At 33.3% G+C, this 10,735-nt stretch carries 9 protein-coding genes; 1 reads left to right on the top strand and 8 read right to left on the bottom strand.

The window, feature by feature from the left end:
- Window positions 1-180: 180 nt before the first annotated feature.
- From istB to KQI58_RS21860, 5 genes are all read right to left on the bottom strand, one after another.
- Window positions 181-909, bottom strand: coding sequence for an IS21-like element helper ATPase IstB (gene istB / locus KQI58_RS21880; RefSeq protein ID WP_216411052.1), 729 nt, complete (start codon window positions 907-909; stop codon window positions 181-183).
- Window positions 909-2,336 carry an IS21 family transposase gene (istA, locus tag KQI58_RS21875; protein ID WP_216411051.1) on the bottom strand — a complete coding sequence of 476 codons (1,428 nt, stop codon included), beginning with the start codon at window positions 2,334-2,336 and terminating at the stop codon, window positions 909-911. The genes istB and istA overlap by 1 nt, the downstream gene beginning before the upstream one ends.
- Before the next feature lie 467 nt (window positions 2,337-2,803).
- Window positions 2,804-4,192 carry a sensor histidine kinase gene (locus tag KQI58_RS21870; protein WP_216411050.1) on the bottom strand — a complete coding sequence of 463 codons (1,389 nt, stop codon included), beginning with the start codon at window positions 4,190-4,192 and terminating at the stop codon, window positions 2,804-2,806.
- Window positions 4,189-4,872 (bottom strand): response regulator transcription factor, encoded by a 684-nt coding sequence (locus tag KQI58_RS21865; protein ID WP_127978953.1) that lies wholly within the window; start codon window positions 4,870-4,872, stop codon window positions 4,189-4,191. Before KQI58_RS21865 ends, KQI58_RS21870 begins: the two co-directional genes overlap by 4 nt.
- 118 nt (window positions 4,873-4,990) lie before the next feature.
- Window positions 4,991-7,228, bottom strand: a complete 2,238-nt coding sequence (locus tag KQI58_RS21860; RefSeq protein ID WP_216411049.1) for a heavy metal translocating P-type ATPase — start codon at window positions 7,226-7,228, stop codon at window positions 4,991-4,993.
- Between the two features lie 310 nt (window positions 7,229-7,538).
- On the opposite strand from KQI58_RS21860, the gene KQI58_RS21855 reads away from it, so the two are divergent.
- Complete coding sequence (locus KQI58_RS21855; RefSeq protein WP_127978955.1) at window positions 7,539-8,090, top strand: YfbU family protein; 552 nt, start codon at window positions 7,539-7,541, stop codon at window positions 8,088-8,090.
- Between the two features lie 1,241 nt (window positions 8,091-9,331).
- Here the strand turns inward: KQI58_RS21855 and KQI58_RS21850 are convergent.
- The 3 genes from KQI58_RS21850 to KQI58_RS21840 form a co-directional block, all read right to left on the bottom strand.
- Window positions 9,332-9,634, bottom strand: a complete 303-nt coding sequence (locus tag KQI58_RS21850; protein WP_216411048.1) for a hypothetical protein — start codon at window positions 9,632-9,634, stop codon at window positions 9,332-9,334.
- Window positions 9,635-9,646: 12 nt separating this feature from the next.
- Window positions 9,647-10,117, bottom strand: coding sequence for a hypothetical protein (locus KQI58_RS21845; protein WP_216411047.1), 471 nt, complete (start codon window positions 10,115-10,117; stop codon window positions 9,647-9,649).
- A gap of 75 nt (window positions 10,118-10,192) precedes the next feature.
- Window positions 10,193-10,414, bottom strand: a complete 222-nt coding sequence (locus tag KQI58_RS21840) for a hypothetical protein (RefSeq protein WP_216411046.1) — start codon at window positions 10,412-10,414, stop codon at window positions 10,193-10,195.
- Window positions 10,415-10,735 lie beyond the last annotated feature (321 nt).

Genomic DNA, 10,735 nt, shown 5'->3' with positions numbered 1-10,735 from the left:
GAAAGTCATCAAAAGAATCATGTATGGTCGTTGTAGCTTTGAAACGTTAAGGAAAAAGACCATTCAATTAGAATGGATGAGAAAAAAGCGGATTTTCAACTAACGCTGGAAAGAACCACTTTTATACATAAAATTGCAGAAGAAAGATACACAATACTGCAACCTGAAATCATTCTTTTATTATTTTGATTTTGATAATGCGTTCTTTAGTCGAAAGCTTTCGCCAGTGAAGCTGAGAATATGGGCATGGTGAATCAAGCGATCAACCAAAGCAGCGGTCAGTCGTGGATCGACAAATACCTTATTCCATTGGCTGAACTCCAAGTTGCTTGTTAGAATAATACTCTTAGTCTCATACCAATCACTGATCAGCTGGAAGAGCAGTTCAGCTCCCTCTTTGGTGAATGGAACATAGCCCATTTCGTCTAAAATAATCAGCTTCAATTTATCAAATTTTCGTTTAAAAACCTCTAGCGTATTATTCTTCCAACGAGTTTCCAGCTCTCCGACTAAGTCGGAGACGCGCCAAAACCGCGTTTCAATGCCTGCTTGCGTAGCCATTTGGCCGAGAGCGCAAGCTAAATGAGTTTTTCCTGTTCCAGGAGTGCCTACAAACACGGCATTTTCTTTCTGACGGATAAAGGAGAGGCTAGTCAATTCATCTTTAGTCGTCGAATTTGGCAATTGGATATGCTCATGCCACTCATAGTTGTCCAACGTTCGCTGAACGGGGATCTTTGCCTGTTTAAAGAGACGCATAGTCTTCAGTCTCTCCCGGCACTTTAACTCATTCTCCAACAAAAATATCAGCCAATCTTCCTTGGTATCTGAGGTGTTTGACCCCATGGCTTGCGGTATATGCGATAAGTGGAGCTGTTTACAAGCTTCTTCTAATCGAGCTTTATCCATTAATTGCCAACCTCCAAACCAGCGGTTAGAAAATTATCATAACTTCCCCAATCAATAGCGTAAGCATCATCTGGGTCTTCCAAAGCGCCAATCAGCTCGTAGAAGTTGCGGTCAATTCCTAACATGTCATTTGTAATCAATAATCCTAACAGTTGATTCAAGCGCTTGTCTTGTTCTTTCCAATCCGTATGGCTCAAGTAAAGTTTGATCCGCTCAGGCAAATACTTCCAATAGCGGGAATAATGCATCGCTCGTGGTTTCCGCCGCCAATCAAGTAGAACTGCTTGCCAGTCAATCGCTCTAGATTTCATCATATAGGGTCGAAGACCCTCTGTGATGATTTCACCGTCTGTGCTAATGAGCTGATAAGAATCAAAGCGAAGTAGTGCATAGATCACTGAATGATTTCGTGCACGAGGAACGTGGACCCGCTCATTGTCTAGCTTGATTTCATTGTATTTATTTGCTTTTACTTCTATTTCTTTAAATACCGGATAATCTGTTTCAGGTAGCGCCAAGAGATCCGTTTTCTCTTCAAGCCAAAGTTCATTAATCACAACATATTTCTCATAATGTACCCGCTCACGATCTTGAGCTAGTCGAGAAGCTAAGGAGTCATTAAAACTGGCAAAATCAGTCATAATCGGTGTTGCGGAAAAGAAATTGTAACGAACATAGCCCACTTTGTTTTCTACACTGCCTTTTTCATTGCCGCTTCGCGGGTTGCACACTTGGGTCTCAAATCCATAGTGGGTAGCGAATTGCAGGAAACCGTCAGTTAACACTGCAGGTTCTAGCTTAGATTTCGTTTGGATAACAGCCGTTGACATATTGTCAATTCGAATTTTACGCGGCACACCGCCTGCTTGGCGAAACAGCTCTTTCATGCCTTCTAAAAGACATTCTTGATTTTCCGCCGGGAGTGTTACTGCAAAGCCTGCATTACTAAAAGGGAAACTCATTACTAAAACTTTGACATCCTTGAAGACTCCATCATGACAAACTTCCATTGTACCAAAGTCGAGTTGTGCTTCAGCCGGAGGATGTTCTAAACGTTCAAACCCATGGTCTTCATTACCTTCAAGGTAATGAGTAGCTTTCCAATCTTGGATAAAAGCACAAACTGTTCGATAGGATCCAGGGAAGCCTTCTGCCTTGAGGTCTAGGGTCATTGCTTCAGCTGTACGTCTTTTTTTCTTGGGCAATTTTGCGTCTTCAGAAAGCCAAAGGGCAACGATGCCACCCCATTTTTCGACATACATCATACCAGTTTTTTTACGAATTTTTGATTGTGGGATCAGATCTTCGTCGGCATATTTTTTGGCGGTGCGCCAATTGATATCCAGCTCCTCTGCAATATGATTAATGGATTTATCGTGATTATTCCGTAGATTTCTGATAGTATTGATATCGGTCATTGTGAGCATACCTTTCTTACCTCCAGTTACAGTGTCGAGACTATAACTTTAGAGGAATTTCAGGTCGCTCGCAATGGCTTTTTTATTCTACGCTGATTGCTAAGTTGTGTACTTTTGCGTTGCAATTGTATGTACTTTTATCTTGCCACAAACATTAGGGTCTAGAATATCGAGCATTTCTTTGATAGTATCTGAAATGGACATCTGGAATTCTCCTTTTTATTGGTTTTCGTCGACTTTATTCTAAAGGATTTCAAGGTGTCTGTTTATTTTTTCGCACAAAAAGAGTGCTGGTAGATTTCCACCAACACTAGAAAGTATAGAGCCCTTTTAAATATACCTTACTATCTGATACCTTCATGATGCTACTCTATTTTCAACCATTTTGTCTTTCATTTCAACAGATGAAAGGTGATTCAAAATTTGCCAACTTTCTTCACTAACTGATCCATTTTAATTTTCCTAGACATAATTTATTATTTAGTGTATAGAAAAGTGATTGTAAACGAAGTTCCTTGTCCGTAATTACTTTGTACGCTAATAGATGCACGATGCGCATTTACAATACTTTTTACTATTGCTAAACCAATACCTTGTCCTCCAAAATTAGCATTTCTTGAAGGATCCGAAGTATAAAATCTATCAAAGATATTATTAATCTGGTCTTTTTTTATGCCAATGCCGTTATCAGTAATAATTAGAGTAGGGAAGGAGTTAATTGTACATAATTTGAAAGAAATGGTTCCACCATCCGGTGTAAATCTAATTGCATTACTTAATAAATTGGTAATCACTTGATTTATTTTGTCCTTATCAGCATAAACTTTCACTTTTCTATCATCAATACTCACATTTAGAGACTTTTCTTCTATTTTACTAGAAAAGTTCAGAATAACTTGCTTTGTTAATTTTCCAAGATCAAATGTAGTCTTATGCAAGTTTTCAAAATTAGCTTCAATTCTATTTAAAAGCTCAATGTTCCCGATTAACCTAGTTAATCGTTCGACTTCGCTATAACATAACTGAAGTCTTTCTGGAGTTAAATCCCATATCCCATCAATCATCCCTTCAAGGTTTCCCATCAATGTTGTGAGGGGAGTTCTTAATTCATGAGAGATGTCAGTAGTTAATCGTTTTCGGAGACTGTATTGTTTTTCTAATTGATCATTTAAGTCGTTTAAAGAGTCAATTAAAAAGTTAATTTCGGTGATACTTGTTTCCTGAGGAATATGGTTTGAGTAATTCCCAGTGGATAACTCGTGAGTAAACGTACTTATATGTTTTAATGGTTCACTTAACTTTCGAGATATCCAAGAAGCAAAAAGAAATGAAACTAACAAAGCAGAGAGAAAAAGAAAAATTAAGCTCTTTTGAAAACTTGAGATAAATTGTGCGTCATGAGCTGTATAAGAGAAAGGACCAAAGTAGTAGAATGAAACTTTCCCTATCTTTTTTCCATCATATATCAGTTGTTTATCTTTTTTCTTAAAAGAATTTTCATTCGAACTTTTTAAATATGTTTTGCTCTTTTTCAGAATACTTTGTGCTTTACTCAAGTCTTTACCTTGCAACTCCCAAATAGTATCGCCATTATTGTCAGAAATCGAAAAATAAAAATTATCTTTTAAAGCTTTCTCGGACAGTAAAGAAAGTTGTTTATCAGTCCAAGATTGTTCACTATTTGACCATAGTAAATCTAGTGTATTAACATATTGTTCTAATCTATAATCCTGCTGCTCATCAATATACTTTTTAAAATGGGACTCAATCAATCTGAAAGTTATTAAACTAATTGACCCAATAATGATCACAGCCAGTGTTAGAAAAGATGCAAATAGTTGAGTTCGAATTGCTCTTTTTTTCATTTTTTATACCCGAATCTATAGCCAGTTCCATGGATTGTAAGAATGTATTTGGGATTTTTGGGATCGCACTCAAGTTTCCTTCTGATATTTTTTATATGTGAATCTATGGACCTATCTAAACCTTCAAAATCAAATCCTTTTATTTTTTCAATAAGTTCACTTCTAGAAAAGATTTTATTAGGTGTATTTGCTAATGTGAATAAGATATCAAACTCTGTGTAAGTCATTGAAATAAGTTTGTTGTTAAAAAAAACTTCCTTACTCTCAGGAACAATAATAAGTTCTCGATTATTAAATATTAGTTTACTTTCGGTCGAATGGGGATCCGCTCGCCTCAATACAGTTTCAATTCGAGCGACTAATTCCTTAGGTCTAAATGGTTTAACCATATAGTCATCAGCACCTAAATGTAATCCAGTCAAAATGTCATCTTCATCAGATTTAGCTGTCAACATAATGATTGGAGTGTTGTTTGATTCACGAACTTTTTTTAAAATATTTATACCATCAACATCAGGCAACATTATATCTAAGACAATTAGCTGTGGATTATATTTTTCTATTTTTTCCAGTGCCTCATTGCCGGTTTGTGCTTTATAAACAACATAATTATTTGCGATCAGATAAGCTTCTATAATGTCCAGAATTTTTACCTCATCATCCACGATCAATATTTTCATGTAATATCACACTTTCTATTTTTATTTAAAAAGCAATATTTCTTTATTGGAGACAATGCATAACATAGAAATTAAATGACTAGTTTAAAGTTGCAATAATACAATTATTGGAGAGATTTCAAAAATAAATGAACAGAATCAAAATAATTAATAGGAACAGTAAAAAGCGACTGAATATTTTACTGATTTTCAATTTGTTGATCATTTCTAGTATAGTAAAAATATCTTCCAAATTATCATTAACAAATATGACATCTGCATTCATTAAAACTGACTTCTCACTACTTCCTAGTGCTATGCCTAAATCAGCGACATTTAAGGCCATTATATCATTGTATCCATCTCCAACCATAAGAGAGTTGTTTCCATCTAGATTTTTAGTTTTAATAATTTCAGCTTTTTCAAAGTCTGATAGTTCACAGATTGTTTCACATAATCCAGCCCTTGTTGGAAAAAACTGGTTTGTATTAAACATAGTATCTCCAGTTAAAATTGTTAAGGAGCTTCCCATGGATTTCAATTTTTTTAATGTTGGAACAGATTCTTTTCTCAAGCTATCATAAAATTCTATCAAACCAATTAAAGTATTATCTTTTGAAATATATACATTATTATTTTTACGCTGTCTATTTTTCTTCTCAACAAATCTATTCAAGTTGGAAGAACGAAAAAAGTTTTCAGTTCCAACTTTGAAGTTAATTCCATCAATATAAACAGAAAGCCCAGAATTATTTTTGCACTCAATAGAATCTATGGATATTGTGTCTATATTCTTCTTTTTTGAATTTCGTATCACTGCCTCCGTGAACGGATAATTGGTCTCTCTAAGAGCGGAGGCCGCAATCATTAAAATGAAATCTTCTTCACTGTTTTTGGTACCAACTACTTCCTTTATTTCCTGAATCCCATTGGTTAAGGTTCCTGTTTTATCGAAAAAGATATTACCAACTTTATTTATTGAATTCATTTTGTAGAATTTTTTGAGTAAAACACCTTTGGTAAGCCCAGTTTTTGTAGTAAGAAACTGAGCGAGTGAGTCGAAAAATTTGATAAAGCAAAAAATAACAATGTTTACCAACAATCCTAAATAGAATAGATTCTTATTGAGATAAAGAAAAAAGAGGTTGGCAATGATAAAAATAAATAAATGAATTGGTAATGTGCTTTTTTTGCTCACTTTTTTTCCTAGCTGTTCAGCGAAATTATTTTGATCTAACGATATTTTTGCACCTACTTCATTTGGACTATATATAAGCCTCTGATTTTCGTTTCTAGTTAACCCTCTAACTTTTTCGCCGATTACTTTTTCTACTAATAAACTCGATCCTGTCAGTGAAGATTCATTTACAAATGAGTTGCCCTCGACGATAAAACCATCGTATTGAAAAATTTCATGGGGATTTACTAGAACTAAGTCTCCTTTTTTAACATCATTATTTGGAATTTCGATTTCATTATTTTTTTCAATAATTGTTTTATATTTTGATGTAAGGCCCTTTGCTTGTTGTAATTTTTTTGAAATTTGAAATGAATTAACTGAATCTAAATAATCACTGATACATAATAAAATCAAACAAAGAATAGAAATTGAGAAATAGAATGTGCTCCGATTATTCATATCTTGATTCGAATAGACAATAAAAAAGGCCATCATGTATACGACTATTGTAAATATATCTGTGAAAAAAGTTCTACTGTTTTTTGAAAAGAAGTATCTATCCATTACACGTACGAACCACAAAATAGTTAGAATCAAAAGAATGGTTAATTGAAAATTCTTAAAAATGAAATGATCTTCAATTATTAGAAATGTACTATAAGGGTATAAAAAAAATTTGTCAGTTGCGGAGAAAACAAGCCCGGCTAATGCAAAGAAAGATGATATAAGGAAAAATATGAGACTTCTTTTCTTCTTCTTTACTTCATTTTCATCCGGAAGTGTAAAGATTAAGTACCCCCTTTTTTTTAATGATTCTTCAGCTTCGAAGAGGGAGGACTCTTTTGAAGTTAATATAGTTAGTTGGTGCTTGTTAATGTCAAACTGAACTTGATTTATCCCTTCTATAAGTAATAGTTCCTTTTTTATAGTTTCAAGGTTTGTTGAACAACTTAGTCCAGATATTTCAAATAAAAACAGCTGGCTGCATTCTTTCATTTCCACCTCAAAACCCAAGTCAAAAATTACAGAGAGAATAATCTTGACATTTGTTTTTTTCTCATCAAATTTTATTCTCAGTAACTCTGAGTCTAAACTTATTTTTACATTTTGAATCCCATTTACCTTATCAAGATTATATTGAATGAGTTCAACAGAAGCAGAACCAGTCATTCCGAAAACATATATTTTTGCTAACATAAAAATACTCCTATTCATTAAGTTTAGTGACTAAATTGTATGAATATAAAAATCATTTTTCCAGCCAAGTTTACCTAACGATCAATTTGTTCCTTCTATTGATAAGGTAATTGACAGATGTGTAGAAATTATGGATTTCTTCTTGTAAGAGTATTCCTCCACATAATGTACATATACGTTTGCTAAATTGAATGTATGTTTTTTTGAAAAATACAGTTTTCCCACAAAAAGAAGTAGAAAGAATTTTTTTAGATTGTGAGAATTACATTTCTGATAAGTGTAAAAAAAATAATAATGGAGGATAAGTATTATGAGTTTAGAGTTGAGTTTAAAAGAGAGACTACTTTTAGCTAATCAGTATCAAATACTATCAAGAATTGCTGGAAATGATCTCGAAGCTGGAATGTACAATGAATTGGCAATTATTTTTACAAATGGTTATGTTAGAGATTATGAAGATTCCATCGAACTCTTTAGCGATGAACTTTCAAATGAGGAATGCAAGTTTGTCATTGATGTTTTGGAATTGTATAGGGATTTATACTGGTCTTGGGAAAAATCCATTGAAATTCAAAATAATATTAGAAAACAAGACGTTTTATTCAAAGGTTTTGACTTGAATGATTCTGTTCAAGTTAAATACTATAGTTATTATCAATTTATGGTGGGAATTCAGGGGAAATGGAACGAGATAAAGCAACTAATTGAAGAAAAGGAAATAGCTGGATATAATTCACATGGATTTGGCCCGAGTATGAGTAAATTAAGTAAGATGATTTCGAGAAGGTTAGATTTAAAAAAACAGAAGGATAGTTGGGGATCCCCCTTAATCTTGGAAGACATTGAATATATCTTATCTTAGTTTAAAAATGCTTTTTTATCTTACGAAAGAGGAGGATTAGCTATGAATAAGTATATGAAAATACTTATAATTCTTTTGATCATACTACTGGCAATACTATTTATACCAGTTTTCATTTACATGAGGATTTAATGTGAATATTTTATCTGAGTACTTCACTTTTGATTTTCTAAGTCAATCAAATGATGCAATTTTTGAAGTAATTATTGGATGCTGGAGTTTTCAATAAAAAAAGAATGGGAATTAATATGGTTATCAAGCTATTTTAAAGATAAGCATATTTGAAAAATTGCTTTATAAAGATCAAATATATGTTCTGCTCTACTCAGTAAAGATAGGAATCTAAATATCGGATCAATAAATATTGTCCTTTCATTATTTTTAGTCTTGGGATTATACGTCTGGAAATTTTCTCTCGTTTAAGAATTCTCCAGAGTGCTTCCATTGATACTTATCTGTACAATTGGCTACACCAAACATGCATTGCTTCAGTTTTGCTTTCATTGGCTTAGTGCAGAAGTCTTTTTCTAGTATGTTAAAATCCACGACGGCTAATGAAGAGTGGATGCACAGTTGGCTCGGTGGCTATTGGTTGTTTGACCAAAGATATCAAAGTCCCAGACATACTAAACTTCCCGTATGTAGAACACTTTACATTTAAATGTTCCATATACGGGGAGTATGTCGTTAGATCAGATGAGTCTTCTTTCATGGTCTGATTATGGATGAAAATGTCTCATCAAATAATTCACTAGGCCAGCTGATAGGGATGAACTCAACCTTTATACTTTTATTGATCGTAAATGTAACAAAGTCCTGAACTCTCATCTTTCGTGTGATACACAAGTATTTACTGATAGATATTAGAATGGAAATGACGAAACTTTGACGCTCTGACTTCTAGACTTTCCATATGCAGTCTAACTTGAATTTCTTCGCAAAATACCAAGCGAACTAATTCCTACAACTAGTGATAGTAGTACTTTACTAAATATTCACACGTCTTTATCTTTTAGATGATTGGTAAAAAATCAATCATCGATGTTTTTTGTTCAAGCAACCATGTTTAAATATATCTTTGAGCATTTTTTCAGCGACACGAAAGAACGTAGCATTCCTTTTTATACGGCACAAACATTTTAACATCGATAGATAGAATTTAATACAGAAGAGGTCGGATCATAATACAGTATCTTGTAAAGGTAAAAACGGTGGTATTTTACAATTTTTTTGATGTATCTTTAGTGATCATTAATGAATTTTTTATCTTTAGACTGTTCTTTTAGGGAAAAAGCAGAATCTGTTCTTCGTCTTAGAATTTTTAATTTCCCATTTTTTATAAGTTTTCCATCTTTTTCAATGCCCATTTGAACTTCTTCTTCAAAAAATGGTTCTTTGTATAATCTCTTATCAGAAAGTTGATTAAGTTCATCAACATTAAAATTTTTCTTTGAAGAATTCTGACTTTGTATTATGCTAGAAGAGATCAATAGAGTGGTGATTATAAAAACTGTAGATAGTATTATTTTTCTAGTTTTGTTCATAATATATATTTCTTATTCGGTAGGTAATGATAAACTAGCTGTAGAGGTTTTATACATTGTTCCTGAGTAGTAGCCAGTATTCCTATTTTGACTGTATTTTTTCAATGTACCTGCGTAGTAATCATAAACCCATCTTCCGCGCAATCCATCGTAATAGTTCTTTATAGAGGATGTCACATTGATATACATAGGCATTGGATTTAAGGGATTTGCCAAATAGTCGGTGTATGCGTAAGAACTTACGTAGTAAGAGCCAGGATTAGCGCGCAATTTTGGGTTTTTTTCAGGTATTAGTGTATTATCTATCAGAGTATTTTCGTTAATTATACTTTTATCTGGGGAATCAGTATTACCATTAGAATCAACGATGAAACTACCCGTTATTCCAGAGGTATCTTCGTTTTCTACAGCAGAGGCTACAATTTGCCCTGTTCCACAAAGAAGGGTGACTGTAGTAAAAATTCCAAAAATTATTTTTTTCATAAACAAAATTCCTTTCAAAATCATTTTTAGTTTAGAAAACATAGCGTGAATGTTATTCAGAGACATAGAGAAGGTTTAACTATACCAGCCCACATAGTATTTACCTGAACTAATATATTCATAGTAAATTAATGTTTTTCCAGCAAACTGTTTTGGAGGAATTGAGGGGAATCTATAAGGATAGAATGATCTCCCTTCAACTGACTGATTTATTTGAGTCACCTCCTCACCGTTATTTACAAGTATTGCTGGTCCAATCATTAAAGAACAACTTAAAGTTAACAAAATAGTTTTCATTCTATTTCCTCCTTTACTTAATTCGAAGTTTAACAAACAAATAAATTAATAAACATTGTATTGGGATATTCGTCTAGTTTTTATGGATATTCGTTTCTGCGAATTGCTGAAATACTCTGCTATAGTAAAAAGTAGGTGAGATTATGGATCATTTTTTCTTAGCATTTTGCTCCACGCTACCAGCACTTCCTTTTTTAATAAATACTAGGACGTGTCTGAAAACTCGTTACTGAGTCAGTTTGAAGATAGCAGCCACATAAACAAATGATAAAAACGACTTTGCCAATTTGTCATACCGTGTAGCGACACGACGAAAGTGTT

Origin of the sequence: Enterococcus raffinosus, assembly GCF_018917525.1 — a bacterium.
Lineage (GTDB): Bacteria > Bacillota > Bacilli > Lactobacillales > Enterococcaceae > Enterococcus_A > Enterococcus_A raffinosus_A.
The sequence above is the reverse complement of the archived record's forward strand: the minus strand, read 5'-3'. Positions and strand labels throughout refer to the sequence as shown.